This is a genomic window from Janthinobacterium sp. TND4EL3, from assembly GCF_900156175.1.
In the GTDB taxonomy this organism is placed as follows: domain Bacteria; phylum Pseudomonadota; class Gammaproteobacteria; order Burkholderiales; family Burkholderiaceae_D; genus Janthinobacterium.
The window spans coordinates 684,311-701,854 of record NZ_FTMV01000001.1; the positions used below are offsets into that span (position 1 = coordinate 684,311).

At 64.7% G+C, this 17,544-nt stretch carries 12 protein-coding genes; 8 read left to right on the top strand and 4 right to left on the bottom strand.

Annotated features, from left to right (window positions below; all coding sequences use genetic code 11):
- The first annotated feature begins 1 nt into the window (after position 1).
- The 3 genes from BXA07_RS03125 (at position 2) to BXA07_RS03135 (ending at position 4,782) form a co-directional block, all read left to right on the top strand.
- Positions 2-2,833: an ATP-binding protein gene (locus BXA07_RS03125; RefSeq protein ID WP_076565447.1), complete on the top strand. Its 2,832-nt coding sequence runs from the start codon at positions 2-4 to the stop codon at positions 2,831-2,833.
- Complete coding sequence (locus tag BXA07_RS03130; RefSeq protein WP_076565448.1) at positions 2,833-3,837, top strand: DUF4424 family protein; 1,005 nt, start codon at positions 2,833-2,835, stop codon at positions 3,835-3,837. The genes BXA07_RS03125 and BXA07_RS03130 overlap by 1 nt, the downstream gene beginning before the upstream one ends.
- A gap of 135 nt (positions 3,838-3,972) precedes the next feature.
- Positions 3,973-4,782 (top strand): hypothetical protein, encoded by an 810-nt coding sequence (locus BXA07_RS03135; protein WP_076565450.1) that lies wholly within the window; start codon positions 3,973-3,975, stop codon positions 4,780-4,782.
- 6 nt (positions 4,783-4,788) lie between these two features.
- Here BXA07_RS03135 and BXA07_RS03140 read toward each other — a convergent pair whose 3' ends face one another.
- Complete coding sequence (locus BXA07_RS03140) at positions 4,789-5,307, bottom strand: CcdC protein domain-containing protein (protein WP_076565451.1); 519 nt, start codon at positions 5,305-5,307, stop codon at positions 4,789-4,791.
- 186 nt (positions 5,308-5,493) lie between these two features.
- On the opposite strand from BXA07_RS03140, the gene BXA07_RS03145 reads away from it, so the two are divergent.
- Genes BXA07_RS03145 through BXA07_RS03150 form a run of 3 tightly spaced genes read left to right on the top strand, consistent with a single transcriptional unit; the run spans position 5,494 to position 8,458 of the window.
- Complete coding sequence (locus tag BXA07_RS03145; RefSeq protein ID WP_076565453.1) at positions 5,494-7,989, top strand: alpha/beta hydrolase family protein; 2,496 nt, start codon at positions 5,494-5,496, stop codon at positions 7,987-7,989.
- A gap of 56 nt (positions 7,990-8,045) precedes the next feature.
- Entirely contained in the window at positions 8,046-8,222 is a 177-nt protein-coding gene (locus tag BXA07_RS30730; protein ID WP_170909597.1) for a hypothetical protein, read from the top strand.
- Positions 8,219-8,458: a hypothetical protein gene (locus BXA07_RS03150; RefSeq protein WP_076565454.1), complete on the top strand. Its 240-nt coding sequence runs from the start codon at positions 8,219-8,221 to the stop codon at positions 8,456-8,458. The genes BXA07_RS30730 and BXA07_RS03150 overlap by 4 nt, the downstream gene beginning before the upstream one ends.
- Positions 8,459-8,535: 77 nt before the next feature.
- Here BXA07_RS03150 and BXA07_RS03155 read toward each other — a convergent pair whose 3' ends face one another.
- Both BXA07_RS03155 and BXA07_RS03160 read right to left on the bottom strand, forming a co-directional pair.
- Positions 8,536-12,960 (bottom strand): translocation/assembly module TamB domain-containing protein, encoded by a 4,425-nt coding sequence (locus BXA07_RS03155; RefSeq protein WP_076565456.1) that lies wholly within the window; start codon positions 12,958-12,960, stop codon positions 8,536-8,538.
- Positions 12,960-14,879, bottom strand: a complete 1,920-nt coding sequence (locus BXA07_RS03160) for an autotransporter assembly complex protein TamA (RefSeq protein WP_076565458.1) — start codon at positions 14,877-14,879, stop codon at positions 12,960-12,962. Before BXA07_RS03160 ends, BXA07_RS03155 begins: the two co-directional genes overlap by 1 nt.
- 223 nt (positions 14,880-15,102) lie before the next feature.
- Here BXA07_RS03160 and queC point away from each other — a divergent pair, with 223 nt between their 5' ends.
- Both queC and BXA07_RS03170 read left to right on the top strand, forming a co-directional pair.
- Positions 15,103-15,816 (top strand): 7-cyano-7-deazaguanine synthase QueC, encoded by a 714-nt coding sequence (gene queC, locus BXA07_RS03165; protein WP_076565459.1) that lies wholly within the window; start codon positions 15,103-15,105, stop codon positions 15,814-15,816.
- Positions 15,817-15,895: 79 nt separating this feature from the next.
- Positions 15,896-16,792, top strand: coding sequence for a sterol desaturase family protein (locus BXA07_RS03170; RefSeq protein ID WP_076565461.1), 897 nt, complete (start codon positions 15,896-15,898; stop codon positions 16,790-16,792).
- A gap of 4 nt (positions 16,793-16,796) precedes the next feature.
- Here BXA07_RS03170 and BXA07_RS03175 read toward each other — a convergent pair whose 3' ends face one another.
- A complete protein-coding gene (locus BXA07_RS03175; protein ID WP_076565462.1) occupies positions 16,797-17,480 on the bottom strand; it encodes a helix-turn-helix domain-containing protein in 684 nt (227 codons plus the stop codon).
- Positions 17,481-17,544: the final 64 nt, after the last annotated feature.

A 17,544-nucleotide genomic window follows, 5' to 3' on the forward strand; every position in this document is an offset into this window, starting at 1 on the left:
CATGTTTCATATCAAATCACTTGAACTGGTGCACTGGGATTACTGGCAGCGCATCAAGAACATCCCGCTCGACGCAAAGATCATCACCATCGCGGGGCAGAACGGTTCGGGCAAGACCACCTTGCTCGATGCCTTGCGCACGCTGTTCGGCCTCGATTGCTCGATGGGGCGCACGTATAAACACTATGCGCGCCACTCGGGCCAGCAGACGGCCTGGCTGCGCGCCGTGGTCGACAACAAGAACGTGGGCAAGCAGCTGTCGAACCGCCCGTTCCGCAGTTCCGGCTTCTTCAGCGACGATGAAGTGACGCTGTTTTGCCAGATCCAGAAGAATGGCGGCGACTGGAAGCGCCAGTATCTGATGCGTCCGGGCAATGTGCAGATCGAGGACATCACGGACGCCAACGACTGGCTCGGCGTGGAAAACTACCGCAAGCGCCTGGCCAATGCGGGTCTGTCGCCAGCCATGTCGAAAGTGCTGGCGCTGGAGCAGGGCGAGACGGACAAACTGTGCGAATACGCGCCGCGCCAGCTGCTCGACCTGGTATTCCAGGTGTTCGGCGACAAGGAAGTGCTGGACGCCTACGACGAGGCCAAGCGCCATCAGCGCGACACGGAAGTGGAGCTGAAACGCTTCGAAACGGAACTGGAAGCGTCGAAGACCAACCTGGAGGGCTTGCGCCTGCGCGTGGCCAATTACCACCAGTGGGAAGGTTTACATAAGGAACGCCGCAACCTGCTGGAAGAAGTGCTGCCCAGCCTGCAGTACCACGAAGCGCGCGAAAAGGCGGCCATTGCCAGCCGGCAATTGCGCGATGCGCGCAAACCGATGGCGCAGGCCGACCAGCAGCTGACCGATAAACGCAACGCGCTGGCCGCGCAAGCCAAGGCCCTGTCCGACGCGCAGATGAACGAAACCCTGCTGGAGCAGGAATCGATCGGCTTGCAGAGCCGTTTGTCCTTGATCAATGCCAAGCTGAAACCGCTGGACAGCCTGCTGGAGCAGAAGGACCGTTTGCACAAGCTGGCGGCCGATTCGGGCAGCGATATCGCCGAAGTGGCGGCGCAGCTGGAACAGAAGGAAGCGGAACTGCTGCGCCAGCGCCAGCAGCGCGACGCCCTGTCGGCGCGCATCGCGGCTGAGCAGGCAACGATTGCTGCGTTGCAAGGCAAGACGGCCATGCCGGAGCCGGACAATGTACGCGGCATGCGCCGCGCGCTGCGCGACGCGGGGATTTCGCACGCGATGCTGTCGGACATCGTCGAAGTGACGGACAGCCGCTGGCAGGGCGCCGTCGAAGGCGTACTGGGCGGCTACGCTTCGGTGGTGCTGCTCGACAAGGCCAAGGATGCGGCTGCCGCCTACCGCCTGGCCGAGAAGGAACGCTACCGCCACTTCATCGTGCCCGACCTCGTCACGGCGCCCGTCGCCAAGGACGAGAGCCTGCTGGCGGTGGTGAAATTTTCCGCACCCGTGCCCAGCTGGCTGATCGAACAGCTGTCGCGCATTGCACGCGTCGATTCCGTCGAAGCAGGTTTTAAATTGGGCAACCATGAGGAATGGATCACGCCCGAGGCCTACCACCGCGAACGCCGCGGCGGGCGCTCGCTGTTCGTGGAAGCGTCGCGCTACCGCTTCGGCCAGGCTGGCCGCAGCGGCCGCCTGGAAGCGCTGCTGCGCTCCTTGCCGGGCCTGGAAGGCCAGGAAGACACCTTGACCCTGGCGATCTCGAAACTGGCGGCGGAAGTGGGCGCCCTGAAAGCGCGCATCGCCGGCGTCGACGCGGCCAAGGAACTCAGTGCCCGCCAGGAAGAATTTGCCGAAGCGCTGCGCAATTCGAAGCCGCTCAAGGAAGAGCGCCTGGAAGTGGGCGGCCGCCTGGGCGAGCTGCAAAACCTGACGAAGAACGCCACCGTGGCGCGCACGCGTGCCGATACCGTGTGGCAAAACGCGCGCCTGGCCCTGTCCGAAGCGGAAGCGGGCGCGCGCCTGGGCTACAAGAAGCAGATTGAACAGCGCGCCGAGCATGCGCGCGCCTTGCTGGCCCTGCGCCGCGCCTGGCGCCACTTGCCGAAAAGCTGGAAGCGCCCCAGCCGCCGCGCCGCCCTCGTGGCCGAACACCAGAATGCGCACCAGGTCGACCTGCGCGTGGCCAGCCTGCAAAACAGCCTGGCGCGCGACGACTGGGAACTGGACGCCACCGTCATCGACCAGCACCACCGCCTGTCGGACCAATTGCATGGCCGCCAGTCGGAAACGGACGAGCGCCGCTACCAGAACAACCGCGCCATCGAAGCGACGGGCAATGCCCGTGGCGCCTACATGGAGCGCTTGCGCTACACCATCAAGACCTACAGCAAGAACATCAAGGAGCTGGGCGAACTGGCCGGCATCGAAGTGCATGCCGACCCCGTGCGCCTGGAAAACGACGACGTGCAACTGTCGCAGGCGGGCCTGCACGTGCGCTTCAAGTTCGATGGCAAGGGCGTCATCGGCATGAACGATGGCGAAGCGTCGGGCGGCCAGCAGGTCATGAAGTCGCTGGTGCTCTTGATCGGCTTGCTGAAGTCGGAAGACGGTTCCGGCGGCTTCGTCTTCATCGACGAACCGTTTGCCCACCTCGATATCCGCAATATTCAGCTGGTCGGCGAATTCCTGAAAAACACGGAAGCGCAATACCTGATGACGACGCCGTTGACGCACAACACGGATGTCTACGATCCATCGGAGCTCACTTTGATCACGAGCAAGAAAAAGAAGGATACGCAATGGGCGCAACCGATTTTCGTGCTGCAGCGCAGGGTCGATCCCGTGCCGGGCAAGGCGGCGTGATGCTTGTACGCACCTTGCTGGCCTCCACCGCACTGGCGCTGGCGTGTTCGGCGCCAGCCATGGCCAACGACGGCATCGGTTCCGTCAGCGCGGGCGGTATCCTGTTCGGCAAGACGGATGCCGTGGCCATGAAAAAGGAAGTGCTCAGCGTGAGCACGGACTTGATCAAGGTCGAGTACGAATTCCTCAATGAATCGGCGAAGGATGTGGAAGAGACGATCTTCTTCCCCCTGCCCGAATACGCGGCCGGCTACCACGGTTCGCCCACGTATTACGGCCAGCCGCAGCAGTTTACCGTCGACGTGGACGGCAAGCGCAAGGACTATGCCACCACGTTTGTCGCCAAGCTCGATAGCGCCGACGTGACGGCCAGGCTGCGCCAGCTGGGCCTGTCGGATGCGCAGATCGCGTATTTCCCGTCGCACACGCCGTTCGACAAGAAAGTGGCGCCGCTGACGGCAGCGCAGAGCAAGATCATGATCAAGGAGGGCTTGCTGGCCCAGCTGTACGACGAGGAATGGGTGCCGGCCTGGACCGTCAAGGTCGTCTACCTGTGGCAGCAGAAGTTCCCGGCTGGCAAAGTCGTGCGCGTGCGCCATCAATATGCGCCCTTCGTCGCGGCCGGCCCCGGCGCTTCCTACCTGGGCGATGGCAACGAGTTCGAAAAGAAATATTGCGGCGACAAGGCCTTCTACAAGACGTGGAACCGCCTGGCGGCCCGGCAGGGCGAAAGCGGCTTCGTCAACGCCGTCTGGGTGTCATACATTTTGACAACGGGCAACACCTGGAAGAATGGCATCGAGGATTTCACCTTGAACTTGATCAAGGGCAAACCGGACGAGCTCATCAGCCTGTGCTTCCCCGGCACGTTCACCAAGATCAACCCCACGACCTTGCAAGTCAAGCTGCGCAACTTCCGCCCGAAGCAGGATTTGGACGTGTACTTCGGCAATGTCGAAGGCACGGTGAGCAACGACGGCGTGGCGCCGCAGATCCGGCCATAGCAACGGGCGCGCAGGAAGCGCTGGTCGCGCGTCACCATCCTGGCCCAGGATAATGATGGCTGAAAGGTAATTAAATGCACTGTGGATACATATTGCCTATAATTATCAATTATCCAATAGTATTTTCCTGATCCCATGTCCCTACCGAATTCCACGCCGCTGCGCCGCCTCGGCCGTTTGTTTTGCCTTACTGCCGTCCTCGTGGCGCCCGCCGCCCGGGGCGACAACTACAGCGATTTCCAGCAAGCCAGCGCGCGCCTGCAAGCGATGCAGGCCAAGGCGACGCCGCACAGCGGCTTGCCGCGCCTGGGCGACCCCGAGGTGGCGCAGCTGTTTGCGCAGATCGCCGATGGCCCGCGCCTGTTCCAGGCGCCCGTCGCGGCGCTGCAGGATGTGAACCAGAGCGTGGCCGTGTGCGAGCAGGCCATGCGGCTGGGCAAGACATACTCTGCGTTCGGCCTCGCATGGCCGTTGCCGCTGTCCGGCGCCGAGCTGCAGCAGGCGCGCAGGGACCAGATGATGCAAAACCTGGCCAATTATGGCGATGAAATGAGCGCCTTGTTTGCTTTCAGCATGCATTGCCACGGGCACTTGATCGGCTTGATGGCGCGGGAATTCAGCGCCGGGCCGGCGGATGCCGTGAGCGGACCCGAGCGTCTGCGCGCGCGGGCGTTCAGCAAGAATGCCGCCGTTGCCTATGCTGGCGTGGTGCAGTTCGTGCAAGTGCCGTTCTGGAGCGTGACACAAAAGAAAGTCATGCTGGCAGCGGCGGCACAGCATGCCACGGCGAATGCGGGCCTGATGGCGCCGCCCCAGCGCGAACGTTTGCTGGCCAGCCTGGCCGATGCGGACAAGGACCTCGATCCGGCCCTGGCGCCGGCGCTGGCGACGATACGCGCAGCGCTGGCCGTGACGACGTGTACTGGCCTGTGCCAGTACTACTGACCCGGCTTACTCTGCGCTTTGCAGGGGCTTGTTGCGCTGGCGCCAGCGCACGAGGCCCCACGCATACACGGCATAGTAGCCGATGACGAGGCCGTAGGCGGCCATGGTCAGCGGGCTCTGGCCGAAGGGCGGCGGCGGCACCGGCACGTCCAGGCGCGTGTTCAGGTAGATTTCCATGCCGCGGTACAGCAGGCGGGCGATGAACAGCATCGTGATGGCCAGGCCCAGGTAGCGGTGCTGGGTAAAGAAGAAATCCTTGCCCACCTGCTCGAAGCGCGTCAGCTTCAGGCCCAGCACGCCCAGCCAGCCGCCGGCCAGCGCGGCCCCGCCCAGGCTCGACAGGGGCAGCACGTCGAATTTTGTCGTCGTCGCCAGGAACAGCAGCAGTGCTGGAAAGCCGGCGGCGACCAGCCAGTGCCGCCACAGCTGCGACTTCTGGCGCGCCACCAGTTTTTTCAGGCGCGAATAGATACGCCAGACCAGCAGCGGGACCAGGAACAGCAGGGCGAGGGTAGTGGTTTCCATGTAGGCATTCGGGTACGGGTAAAACAGCGATTGTAAGCCAGATGGCGGCGCGGGCGAAAATTGTCAGATGGCAAAAGTTGCTTATTGACATTTACATGGCATGAAAGCACTATGCCCTGTCTCACCGTGCCGCCACGAGCGGCGCGGTGCCATCGGTCACTGTTTTCATCCACCTCCTGGAGTGCCATGTCTGCTCGTTTCCCCCTGTTGCCCATCACCGTAGGCTTGCTGGCCTCGTCTCCCCTGGCCATGGCGCAAGATACCGGTTATCAAATGCCGCCCGCGCCGCTGCAAGCCATCGTTGATGCGCCGCGTGCGCCGACCCTGAGCCTGAGCCCGAAACGCAACCTGGCCGCCGTGCTGCCCACGCCATCCTTGCCCAGCATTGGCGAAGTGGCGCAGCCGGAGCTGAAGCTGGCCGGCTTGCGCATCAATCCGCGCACGTATTCGGCCAGCCGCTTCAGTTTCCACACGGGACTGGGCTTGCTCGACATCGACACGCAGAAGGAAATCAAGGTCAGCGGCCTGCCCGCCGCCCCCCGCATCGCCGATCTGGCCTGGTCGCCCGACCAGCGCTACCTGGCATTCACCCACGTCGCCTTTGCCGATGCGGCCAGGGGCGTGAAGGAGTCCGGCGTGGAACTGTGGCTGCTCGACGTGCAGACGAAAGTGGCGCGCAAGCTGGCCGCTACCCCCTTGTCGGCCGTATATGGCCGCGGCTTTTCCTGGATGCCTGATAGCAAAACCTTGCTGGTGCAGCTGAAGCCGGCCAGGCTGGGCGCGGCGCCCGTGCCGACCGGCATCCCGACAGGACCGTCCATCCAGGACAGCGTGCCTGGCGGCGGCGTCAAGCAATTGCGCACCTACCCCGACCTGCTGAAAAACGAGCAGGATGCGCAGCTGTTCGAACACTACACGACCGTGCAGCTGGCCTTGCTGGACGTGACGGGCAAGCAGCGCCTGCTGGGCCAGCCGGGCCAGTTCTCGCGCGCTTCCATCGCGCCGGGCGGCAAATACGTGCTGACGACCAGCATCCTGCGTCCCTATTCCTACATCGTGCCCGCGCACGACTTCGGCCACAGGATTGACGTGCGCGACCTGACGGGCAAGGTGGTGCATACGGTGGCGACCCTGCCGCTGGAAGAAGGCTTGCCGCCGGGTAATGATGCCGTGTCCGCCGGCGTGCGTTCCGTCAGCTGGCGCGTCGATGCGCCAGCGACCCTGGTATGGGCCGAAGCGCAGGACGGCGGCGACCCGGCCAGGGCGGCGGAGATCCGCGACATCGTCTACACGCAGGCGGCGCCGTTCACGGACAAGCCGGCCGTGCTGGCCAGGCTGGCTTCGCGCTACGCGGGCGTGGCCTGGGGCCGCGGCGACCTGGCCCTGCTCAGCGAGGCGTGGTACAAGACGCGTGCCGTCAAGCAGTGGAAGATTGCGCCAGATCAACCGTCCACACCGGCCGACCTCGTGTATGCCGGCTCCTTCGAAGACCGCTACAACGATCCGGGCACACCCGTCATGCGCGCGGACGCTGCCGGCTTGCCGCGTTTGCTGATCGCCGCTGACGGTTCCATCCTGCTCGACGGCCAGGGCGCTTCGAAGGATGGCGACCGTCCGTTCATCGATCGCCTGAACCTGGCGACGAAACAGAAGCAGCGGCTGTTCCAGAGCGCCGCGCCCTACTATGAAAACGTGGTGGCCGTGCTGGACGAGGAGGGCAGCCGCTTGCTGTCGACGCGCGAATCGCCGACCGAGCAGCCGAATTATTATGTGCGCAACCTGAAACAGCAGGGCGCCGCGCAGCTGACGGCCCTCACGCATTTCCCCCATCCTCTGCCGCAATTGAAGGACGTGCAGAAAGAGCTGATCCGCTACAAGCGCGCCGACGGCGTGGACTTGACGGCCACATTGATGCTGCCGCCAAACTACGACGTGAAACGCGACGGCCCGCTGCCGACCCTGATGTGGGCCTACCCGCAGGAATTCAAGACGGCCAGCGCCGCCAGCCAGACCAAGGGCTCGCCGTATAAATTCAACGCCGTCAGCTACTGGGGCCCGGCCGCCTTCCTGTCCATGGGCTACGCCGTGCTCGACAATCCATCGTTCCCCATCGTCGGCAATGGCGAGCAGGAGCCGAACGACACGTATCTGCCGCAGCTGGTGGCGGACGCCGAGGCGGCCGTCGACGAGGTGGTGCGCCGTGGCGTGTCCGACCGCAACCGCATCGCCATCGGCGGCCACTCGTATGGCGCCTTCATGACGGGCAATCTGCTCGCGCACACGCGGCTGTTCCGCGCCGGCATCGCCCGCAGCGGCGCCTACAACCGCACCCTGACGCCGTTCGGCTTCCAGGCGGAAGAGCGCTCGTTCTGGCAGGCGCCGGCCGTCTACCAGGCCATGTCGCCGTTTAACTATGCGGACAAGATCAAGGATGCGCTGCTGATGATCCATGGCGAACAGGACAACAACTCGGGCACTTTCCCCATCCAGAGCGAGCGCATGTTCCAGGCCGTCAAGGGCCTGGGCGGCACGGCGCGCCTGGTGATGCTGCCGAACGAGAGCCATGGCTACCGCGCGCGCGAATCGATCATGCAGATGCTGTATGAAAGCAACAACTGGCTGGAGAAATATGTGAAGAACGCGGTGCCGCCAGCCGCCGACGTCGCGCCGGCAGGCAAATAAGGGCGGCGGCGCGCAACTCGTGGTATGGTCTTCTTTTGTCTGCAGGGAGGCCAGCCATGACCGTCATCCATGCCCACCGCGCGCCCGACCCGGCGCCCGTCGATGAACCCATGCCGGCGCCGGAGCCGCAAGAAGCGCCCGGGCGCCACCCGGGGCCCGTGCACCCGGTGCCGCAGGAAGACCCCGTGCCGCACCCGCATCCCAATCTCGTCAAGAAAGGCTGTTTTAGATGACAATTGTCAAGGAAGTCTACACACGCAAAGTCAGCGGAGAATCGTTCGACTATGAACTCGATTACACCCAGGGCGCGGATGTGGCCTGGATTGCGCGCGTGTACCACGACGGCGTGCTGAAAGGCTCGCCGCACGGCGCGCTGACGGCCAACGTGCTGTCCGGCCCCGCGCTGGAGCAATACCTGCGCGCGTATGTCGAAGGCATGATCGAGCGGGGCCTCGACGTGGCCGAGTAAGCTGTTTGCGGTAGAGCAAAGAAAAGGGCGCCGCGGCGCCCTTTGTGTTTTTCGCTTGCGTTGAATCAATCAATGCATCAATCAAACGCCCAGGTGTAAAGGACGTCCAGCGCATTGTTCGTGCCGGTCTGGAATTGCAGGGTGATGCGGCGGTTCAGCTTGTAACGCAGCTTGACCAGGCTCGTCGCCGTGCTCGTGCCCTGCTCGAACGTCAGGTAGGCGCGCGACGACAGCCGCTTGCCGACGGTGACGACCGTGCTTTCCAACCCCTGCGCCTGCGACAGGCCCACTTCATCGAGGCCCAGCGAATTGGCCAGCTTGCCCTGCAAGCCGCCGCCGGAGCCGCCGAAGAGGGCGCCTGCGGCCGTCGTCAAGAGGGCCATTTCATCGCCGGCCGCCGTTTCCGCACCGTGGCCGAGGATCAGCCAGGCCAGCTTGTCGCTGTCCGACACGCTCGGCGTGGACACCAGCTTGGCCGTCGGCGCCTGCGCCGTGCCGCGCACTTCCACGCCCGCTTCCACGTTCGTTTCCGACAGCGCCTCGCCTTCGGGGCGCTTGCGCACGGCCAGGATGTTCAGCGACGGGTTGTCGTAGGCGCCCGTGAAGGCGATCAGGCCCCGTTCGATCGACAGCTTCTGTCCATACGCGGCATACTGGCCGTTGGTGACCTTGATGCTGCCCGTCACGCGCGGCGCGGCGCGGTTGATGACCCTGGCGCGCACATTGCCGGCCAGATCCGCATCGAGCCCCATGCCGCGCAGGTGGAAGTTGTTGCCGAGGTCAAATTCCAGGTCGATATTCAGGGGCAGCGACGGCGCTTCCTTGCCGCCCCTGGCTTCCTTGCCCAGCACCACCACGTCATTGCTTTGCGTCGGGGTATCCTGCGGCGCCAGTTCGATCAGCGCGCGGTTGGCCTTGAACTTGCCCTCGAAGCTGAAGCGCTTGTCGTTGCGCACCAGGGTGCTGTTGCCCGACAGCACCAGGGTGCGGTCGGGACGCGACAGCGCCTGCAGGCGGTCGGCCATCAGTTTCAGTTCCAGGCTCGCTTCGCCATTCGCAAAGCGCACCCAGCCATCGGCCTGCACCTTGCCGTCGCCGCCGTCAAAGCTCAAACGCTGCAATTGCAATTGATCGCCGGCCAGCTTGGCTTGCAGCACGCCATTGCGCAATTTCAAGCCCTGGTCGGCCCAGTTCACCAGCAGCTTGCTGCCGTTGATGTCGCCATTCAGTTGCGGCGCGCCGATGGTGCCGCTGCCGGACAGGGCCACTTTGAGGGCGCCGCCCAGTTCCAGGCCCGGCTGGCCCGTCAGCGGCGCCAGCCAGGCCAGCGAATCGATGCTGGTGGTGCCCGTCAGGGAGAGGGCGCTGTCGTTACTGATGCGCCCGCTCAGCATTTGCACGGTGGCATTGATATCGCTCTGGCCCGCGCGTGCGCCGTCGAGTTTCACGGCCAGGCGCAGCTGCTGGTTGGCGACATCCACGCGGGCATCGAAGGTGCGCAAGCCCAGCGCCAGCGGCTGTTCCACGCCCACCGTCACGTCGCCTTTTTCGCGGTAGACGTGCAGCATGCCGGCCAGCGCGGGATCTTTCTGTTTCGCCGTCGGCACCTGCATGTCGAGCGACCATTGCGCGCCCAGTGTCAGGTCGCTGCGCGCATTGGCTTGCAGCGAAGGAATGACTTGCGCCAGATAGGTCAGGGCCACGCCGGCCGCCTGGCCGGAACTGGTCCAGCGGGGACCGTTCTTGACGAGGTTTTGCATGGTGATGCTGCCTGCCGGCAATTTGATGACGGTGTTGCCCACGCTGATCTGTTCCGGCTGGCCCAGGCCCGCCACGCCGCTGCCGGCCGGTCCCGCCACTTTCACGGGCACGGGCGCTTGCAGCACGAGCGCGTAGCGGCCCTTGTTTTGCAGGCTGTCGATCGTGCCCGTCCAGGCGGCGCCGCTCTGGCTGCCGCGGATTTGCACGGTGGCATCGAAATCGTCATTGCGCGCCGTCAAACTGACCGTATGGCTGCCGCGCGTGCCCGTCGTGCCCAGGCGGGCGCTGGCCAGCTTGAAGGTGGGCGTGCTGTAGCCCGTGATCTCCAGGCTGCTGACCATGGGGTCGAGCGCGCCCTGGCCGGCACCCACGCTGGCGCTGCCTTTGACGGCTTTCAATTGCTGGTCGCCAAAGAAGGTCAACTCCTTGCCATCGAGCGTCAGTTGCGCGGCGGGCGCGTCCATCTTGCCCGAGACGGAACCGGCCGCATGCAGCACGCCCGCAAAGCGGGGACCGAGGGTCGACAGTTGCGGCGCGTCAAGCTTCCATGTGAGCTTGTCCGTGGCGCCGCCCAGCGCGCCCTTGGCCAGCAGGCTGTTCGGCCCCAGGCGCAGTTCCGTATCCACGCTGTCGATGCGTTTCGCATTGGCCGATAGCTTGGCGTAGCCGGCCAGCGGGGCGTTTTGCAGGGTCGATTCGCGCAAGGCCAGGTTGAGGGCCACTTGCCAGTCGCTCGTGAGGCGGCCGTTGCCGTTGAAATCCGCATTCACGTTGCCGTTGGGCAGGGATGCGCCAAACGCGGCCGGGTTGATCTTTTGCAAGGAACCCGTCATTTTCAGTTCCGCCTGCTGCTTCGGCCCCGTCAAGCCCACTTCGCCGCTGGCGTGGATGGCGCTGTCGGGTGAGGGGCGCTTGCCGCTCGTCAAACCCAGTCCTTTCGCGTCGGCCACGAAGCTCGTGCGTGGCTGCTGCAGGGTGCCCTGCACCACGCCGCTGGCCTGCACGGCGCCCAGCAAGTCGCTTTTCAGGGCGGACAGCTGGCGCGCATCGACGTTCCAGTTGAGTTTTTCGCCGGCGCCGCCAAAGTTGCCCTTGGCCGTCACGTTGTTCTTGCCCAGCGCCAATTGCACGTCGATGCCGCTGAAATGGGCTGCGTCGGCCGTCAGCTTGCCCTTGCCGGACAACGGCTGGTCGAGCAGCTTGCTGGGGCGCACGGTGAAGTCCGCATTCGCCAGCCACTGGGGCGCCACGTGGCCATGGGCGCGCACGTCGAGGTTCAGGTCGGCCACGGGGAAGGCGCCGAAGTCGGCGGGATTGAGGCGGCTGGCGCTGGCCACGGCCTTGAACGGTTGCTCATCCTTCAGGCTGATCTGGCCCGTCGCGTTGACGCTGCTCTTGCCTGCCTGCAAGGTGGCCTTGCGCAGTTGCACCAGCGAGTCGGCCAAGGTGGCTTCCATGTCCAGGCGCAGCTTGGCTTCGCCGAGCTTGGCGCGCAGGGTTTGCGTCTTGCCGTCGCTGTCGAGCACGATATCGCCGACGATCTTCGTGCTGTTGATGCTGCTGTAAATGTGCTGCAAGTCGATCTTGTCCGTATGCAAGGTCAATTGCGCATTGCCGATGGGGCCATCGACGGCGTCGCGGTTGAGCTTGCCGCCACCCGTGAACTTGCCCGCGTTGCCGAAATCGATGATGGCCGATTCCAAGGTCGTGGCCGTCAGGGTGCCGCCCAGGCGCGCCTCGAACTGGCGCAGCGGCAGCTTGTGCTGGTCGATGGGGCCGGGCGTGGCGTGGTTGAGGATGGCCAGCTTGCCCGACACGGTTTGCTTGGCCGGCCGCGTATCGATGGCGGCGTCGAGTTCCAGGCTCAGGTCCGCCTGCGGCATGGTCGCGTCGAACTTGCCCGGATTGATGTTGCGGCCCTGAATGCTGGCCGAGCGCAGGATGATGACGGGGTCGAACGGCGCCAGCGCCAGCCGGGCGTCTGCCGTGGCCGCGCCCGCGCTGCCCTTGGCCGTCACGTTGAGCAGGTTCAGGTCGCCGCCCAGCTGCAGCGCCAGGGCGGCCGGTTTTTCACCGGCGGCGGCATTGAGCTGCGTCAAGCCCGCCTTGCCCGCCAGCTTGAACGGCTGCGTGGCGGCAATGGTGGCGCTGGCCGTGGCCTGGCCGAACGGCGTCAGGGCCGAGGCGTCTTCCAGCTGCCATTGCGACTTGTCGCCCGACAAGGTGAAGTGGATCTTTTCAAACACCGTGTTGCCGCCCGCGCTGACGAGGGTCACCTTGTCCAGGCGCGCGTCGGCAATGCCGATTTTAAAAGGCGCGGCCAGGCTGGCGGGCATGGTCGATGGTTCCTCGGACGGCGCCGTGCTTTCCACGGACAGGCTGGCCACGTGCAGTTCGCTGATGGCGATGCCTTCCGAGAAGAACTGGAACGGCGACCAGTTGATGTCGATGTTGTCGGCCGTGATGTGCTGCGTCTTGCTGCGGTAGCTGACGTGGCCCAGGTGCATGCGGTTGTAGAGCGAGCCGGACACGCCCGACACCGCGATGTCGCCGCCGCTGGCGCTGGCCACTTTTTGCACCAGCATCTGCAAGGTCGATTCGCGGCCCAGGAACCAGAAGGCGCCGCCCAGCAGCACGGCCAGGCTGGCGACGGCGATCAGCACGTAGCGCACCCAGCGGCGCGGTTTTTTCGCCGGCGGTGGCGGCGCGGCGGTGGGGGACTCGGTAGAAATATCGGACATCAGAAAGTGAATCCCAGAGAAAAGTGCAAACGGTATTTGTGGACGGCGTGGCCATACGCCACGTCGACATTGATGGGGCCGACGGGACTCTTGTAGCGCCCGCCCAGGCCGTAGCCCGATTTCGGCGTCATGGCCGTTTTGACCGTGTCGGCCGCGTTGCCGGCGTCATAGAAGGCGGCAATGGCCCACTTCGGCTTGAACCAGTACTGGTATTCGGCGCTGCCGGTGAGCATGTAGCGCCCGCCGATGGTGGCGTCGCCTTCCTTCACGCCCAGTTCCTGGTAGCCATAACCGCGCACCGACTGGTCGCCGCCCGCGCGGAACAGGTAGACGGCCGGCACGCCGCGTTTTTCCTTCGAGCCCAGCGCTCCCATTTCGCCGCGCACGATCAGCTCGCCCTTTTCGCCGAGCGGACGGTAATACACGGCCTTGCCGGCCACGCGCACGAAGCGCTCGTCCGTCAGCACGGGCAGCAGGGCGCCGCCCACCTGGGCATTGATGACATAGCCCCTGGTGGGAAACAGCAGGCTGTCGAGGCTGCGCTTGGTGATGGCATAGGTCAGCGGCAAGCTCTTGCTGCGCGTCTGTTCCAGGCCCACGACGGTCTTGTCTTCGCTGAGGAACTCGAACGTCAGGCTGCGTTCGAGGTTGGTGCCGCCCCAGTTGCGCTTGGCCGAGATGGTGGTGACGGCCGTGATTTCATTGGAAATGTCGCTGCGCTCGAACGAGGCGCCCGCGCTGTCGTTGTAGCCGCGCGCGGTCGTCGGAAAGTAAAAATTGGCGTGCGCCGCCTGTTTCTTCGTTTCCATGGTGATCGCGCTCTTGAAGCGCGTGCCCCACACGTTCAGGTTGTCATAGTTGAGCTGGGCGCGGTTACCCGTGTTCGTACTGAAACCGAGACCGGCGCTGACGTTCTGCTGCTTGTTTTCCGTCACGCGCACCACCAGCGGCAGCAGCGGGGCGGGGCCGCGGTTGGCGGGCCTGGTTTCGGCGGCGGCCCCGGCGCTGGCACCCTCGGCCTCGGCTTGCTGGCTTTCCTGGCCCGCCTCGATCTGTTCGCCCAGGATGCTGCTCATGTCGGCGCTCACTTCCACGCTGGCAAAGTAGCCCGTGTCCTGCAGGCGCGCCTGGAACGATTGCAGCGCCGATTCGCTGTAGTAGTCGCCCGGGCGTATCTTGTCGAGGTTGCGGATGATGCTGGCATCGTAGCGCTTCAGGCCTTCGATGCGCAGCTCGCCGAAGCGCAGCTCGGGGCCGCTGTCGAGCACCACCAGCAAGGAGACCTTGTGCGTTTCCGGGTCGACCACGGCTTGCGTATCGACCAACTGGGCGCGCGGATAGCGCGTCTGCACCACTTCGCGCAGCAGCGCTCGCTTGGCGGATTCCCATTCCGCCTGGCGGAACACGCTGCCCGTCTTCAGGGCCCAGCTGCGTTTCAGGCCTTCCGTATCGTAGGGCTCGGAAGCGGCCAGCGGCGGCGTGGGGTCGAAGCCGCGCAATTCCAGCTCGACCTTGTCGACGGTCACGGGCTGGCCCGGGTCGACGTCGACGATGACGACGGGTTTGGCGCCCGTCGTATCGACGCGCACCGTGACGACGGGCGTGTAATAGCCGGCCGTGGCGACGAGGTTTTTGGCTTGCTCGGGCGTGTCGCGCACGAGGCGCTGCAATTGTTCGCGGTCCATGCGCGGGTTGCCGCGGAAGCGTTCCAGGTCCAGGTTTTTTTCGAGCAATTCATCGAGGTCGCCGGGCGCGTTCACCTTGACCTCGTACTGCAGGGGGGCGGGCGCCGCCTCCGTGGCGGCGCTGTCCGCAGCGGCGTCTTGCGTGCGTTCCTGCGTACCCTCCTGCGCGGCCGCATGGGCGATGGGAAACAGCAGGATGGCACTGCCGGCAGCCGCCAGTGTCAGTTGACCCATTACTTTTGTCACCACTTGTGCCAAAATTCGTGGTCGTATCGCCTTGCCGGCAACGGTATGCCGTATGGGTCGTGCAGAAAACATGGTGCTCCAGATGAGTAAATGCTGACTGCATGTTACCGGAATAGGTAAATTGATGGCGGACGAATAAGTATTTTTTGCTCCGGGAATCCCGTTTCCCCGCGCACGATTGCAACAGAATAAAATTGAAAAGAAAGAAATTATGCTAGCAACTGACTCCGCACTGGTGCTCTTTAGCGGTGGGCAAGATTCCACCACCTGCCTGGCCTGGGCCTTGAAGCACTATAACCGTGTGGAAACCATCGGCTTTGACTATGGACAGCGCCATGCGATCGAGCTGACCGTGCGTCCCGGCGTGCTCGAACAGATGCGCCAGCAGTCGCCCGAATGGGACCGCCGCCTGGGCCAGGACCACATGATCGACCTGTCATTGATTTCCGCCATTTCCGAGACGGCCATGACGCAGAACGTCGAGATCGTCATGCAGGAAAACGGCTTGCCGAACACGTTCGTGCCTGGACGCAACTTGCTGTTCATGACGGTGGCCGCCACCGTGGCCTACCGCCGCGGCTTGACGGTGCTCGTCGGCGGCATGTGCGAGACGGATTTCTCCGGCTACCCGGATTGCCGCGACGACACGATGAAGGCCCTGCAAGTGGCCCTGAACCTGGGCATGAACACGCGATTGAAGCTGGAAACGCCGCTGATGTGGCTGGACAAGGCGCAAAGTTGGGACCTGGCGGAAGACCTGGGCGGCCAGCCGCTGGTCGACCTGATCCGCAGCGGCACGCACACCTGCTACCTGGGCGAACGGGGGCAATTGCACGACTGGGGCTATGGCTGCGGCACTTGCCCCGCCTGTGCCCTGCGCGCGAATGGCTACCAGCAATACGCTGCGCGCAAGGCCGCCAAGTAAGGAATTTTGCGCCGTTTCTTCAAGCGGCGTGGCAGGGGAACAAGCCATGCTGTGGTTTTTGCCACAGGAGCATCTTGCCATGACATCCGTCTTTGCCGCGCTGTACGGCCCCGTGTTCTGGGCCGGCTTCCTCGGCGCCGCCAGCTGGTTAATTGCGTTTCGTCAATATTCTCTCTGGGTCTTGCCGCCCTTGCTGCTGCTGGCCCTGCTCACCTCGTTTCTTGCGGAACGTTATCTTCCCTACGATGGCGCGTGGAACCACGCCCAAGGCGACGGCTGGCGCGACGCCGTGCACGCGCTCGTCAACGAGGCGCTGTACCTGTTGGGCCTGGCTGCTTTTCCCCTGCTGGCGGGGCACCTGCCGCTGGGGCCGTTCTGGCCCGGCGCCTGGCCGTTCTGGGGGCAGCTGCTGCTGGCCATCGTCATCGCCGACTGCGGCATCACGCTCGTGCATTACCTGAGCCACCGCTATTATTTTCTGTGGAAACTGCATGCCGTGCACCACAGCGTGCAGCGCCTGTACGGTTTCAATGGCTGGATGAAACACCCGCTGCATTTGCTGCTGGAAGCGACGGGCGGCATGCTGCCTCTGTTGCTGCTGGGCATACCGGAGCGTGTCATGGCCGTGCTGGCGTTTGCCGTGGCGATCCAGCTGTTGCTGCAGCACGCGAATGTCGATATGCGCATGGGGCCGCTGCGCCATGTATTCGCCTGGGCGCCCGTGCACCGCTTTCACCACTTGAAATACGGCACGGCCGGCGACGTGAATTTCGGCCTGTTCCTGACGTGCTGGGACCGGATGCTGGGCACCCGTTTCGACGCACCGGGCTACCGCATGCGGGGCGAGGACCTGGGCATCGGCAGCCGTCCCGACTATCCCGTGGCCTACCTGCCCCAATTGCTGGAACCGTTCCGCGCGGAAGAGGGCGTGCGCGCGCCCGAACTGCCGGCCGGTTTGAAGCATGCGCTGAAATGAACACTCAATCGAGCAGCGTGACCTTGAGCTGGCGCAAGCTGCGGTCGGCGCGCACGCCGAACAGGCTGCGCATGGTGCGCGAAAAATGCGCGGCATCGGCAAAGCCGGCGCCGTGCGCCGCGTCCGTCAAGGTGCTGCCGAGCAAGATGAAACGGATGGCCAGGCGCAAGCGGCGCCACAGCACCAGCCGGCGCACGGGCAAGCCCAGCTGGGCGCTGAACAGGCGTTCCAGCTGGCTCAGCGACAGATGCGCCGCCCCGGCCACGGCGGCCGCGCTGACCTTGCCCGACAGCAGCGCATCGACCTGGTCCAGCGCCCGCTGCAGGCGCGCATCGGCCAGGACCTGGCGCGGCTGCGCCTGCAATGCGGCGGCGATGCCATCCGGCGTGGGCGCGTCTGCGCCGCCGGCGGCCGCCAGCAGGGCCGCGCCGCCCAGGCGCTGCGGTTCCGCATAGATGGTCAGCGTGGGCGCCGGCGCGTCCACGATGGCGTGCGGGCGCAGGCTGTCGATCAGCAAGTGCCGCGCCGTATGGTTGACGCCGTCGAGCTGCGCCGTGAAAGGCGCACCCGTGCTCAGCATCAACTGGTGCGCATAATGCGCGTGGCTGTCCGTGGCGCCCGCTGCGCCATGCAGGATGGCAAAGTCCGGCGCCAGCCATAAGCTTCCCTGCCAGCTGGCTTGTTGCAAACGAAACTCCTTCGTGATGGGTTGGCGGGGCGATCATAACAGCGGTCGCGTAATGGTTCCCATG

Bases quoted from the DNA above. Each gene is read 5' to 3' on its own strand.
- BXA07_RS03135 (WP_076565450.1), top strand. From the start codon at position 3,973: ATGTCCCTACCGAATTCCACGCCGCTGCGCCGCCTCGGCCGTTTGTTT.
- BXA07_RS03170 (WP_076565461.1), top strand. From the start codon at position 15,896: ATGACATCCGTCTTTGCCGCGCTGTACGGCCCCGTGTTCTGGGCCGGC.
- BXA07_RS03140 (WP_076565451.1), bottom strand. From the start codon at position 5,307: ATGGAAACCACTACCCTCGCCCTGCTGTTCCTGGTCCCGCTGCTGGTC.
- BXA07_RS03145 (WP_076565453.1), top strand. From the start codon at position 5,494: ATGTCTGCTCGTTTCCCCCTGTTGCCCATCACCGTAGGCTTGCTGGCC.
- BXA07_RS30730 (WP_170909597.1), top strand. From the start codon at position 8,046: ATGACCGTCATCCATGCCCACCGCGCGCCCGACCCGGCGCCCGTCGAT.
- queC (WP_076565459.1), top strand. From the start codon at position 15,103: ATGCTAGCAACTGACTCCGCACTGGTGCTCTTTAGCGGTGGGCAAGAT.
- BXA07_RS03125 (WP_076565447.1), top strand. From the start codon at position 2: ATGTTTCATATCAAATCACTTGAACTGGTGCACTGGGATTACTGGCAG.
- BXA07_RS03150 (WP_076565454.1), top strand. From the start codon at position 8,219: ATGACAATTGTCAAGGAAGTCTACACACGCAAAGTCAGCGGAGAATCG.
- BXA07_RS03160 (WP_076565458.1), bottom strand. From the start codon at position 14,879: ATGGGTCAACTGACACTGGCGGCTGCCGGCAGTGCCATCCTGCTGTTT.
- BXA07_RS03130 (WP_076565448.1), top strand. From the start codon at position 2,833: ATGCTTGTACGCACCTTGCTGGCCTCCACCGCACTGGCGCTGGCGTGT.
- BXA07_RS03155 (WP_076565456.1), bottom strand. From the start codon at position 12,960: ATGTCCGATATTTCTACCGAGTCCCCCACCGCCGCGCCGCCACCGCCG.